Origin of the sequence: Adlercreutzia rubneri (assembly GCF_009755265.1) — a bacterium.
GTDB classification, from domain to species: domain Bacteria; phylum Actinomycetota; class Coriobacteriia; order Coriobacteriales; family Eggerthellaceae; genus Adlercreutzia; species Adlercreutzia rubneri.
In genome coordinates this window covers 1-591 of sequence record NZ_WPOO01000060.1, presented here as the reverse complement: position 1 = coordinate 591, position 591 = coordinate 1, and the positions used below count along the sequence as shown (strand labels likewise).

General features: G+C 63.8%; 1 protein-coding gene. It reads right to left on the bottom strand.

Annotated elements, in window-relative coordinates:
• The coding region (locus GO707_RS11880) for an AAA family ATPase (protein WP_157013094.1) at positions 1 to 591 on the bottom strand (591 nt) is incomplete at both ends.

The window sequence follows — 591 nt, the reverse complement described above, 5'->3', positions numbered from 1 at the left end:
ACGTGCCTTCGAGGATCTGCTCGGACAGCGGATCCTCCAGCAAGCGCTGGATGGCGCGGCACAGCGGACGCGCGCCGAACGTGGCGTCGGTGCCTTCCTTGGCGATGAGCTTGCACGCCGCCTCGGTGAGGTTGATGGACATGTTCTGCTCGATCATGCGCTCGCGCAAATCGGCCACCATGAGCTTGACGATCTCGGAAATCTGCTCGTCGTTCAGGGACTTGAACACGATGATCTCGTCGATGCGGTTCAGGAACTCGGGCCTGAACAGCTTCTTCATCTCGGCCATGACGCGGCTCTTGATCTCCTTGTCGGACAGCCCCGCGTGCTCCTCGGTGGAGAAGCCCAGCGTGGTGGGCTGCGCGATCTCGCGGGCACCCACGTTCGACGTCATGATGATGACGGCGTTGCGGAAGTCCACGGTGCGGCCCTGCGCGTCGGTCAAGCGGCCCTCCTCCAAGATCTGGAGCAGGATGTTGAACACGTCGGGGTGCGCCTTCTCGATCTCATCGAACAGCACCACCGAGTAGGGGCGCTGGCGCACGGCCTTCGTCAGCTGGCCGCCCTCGTCGAAGCCCACGTAGCCCGGAG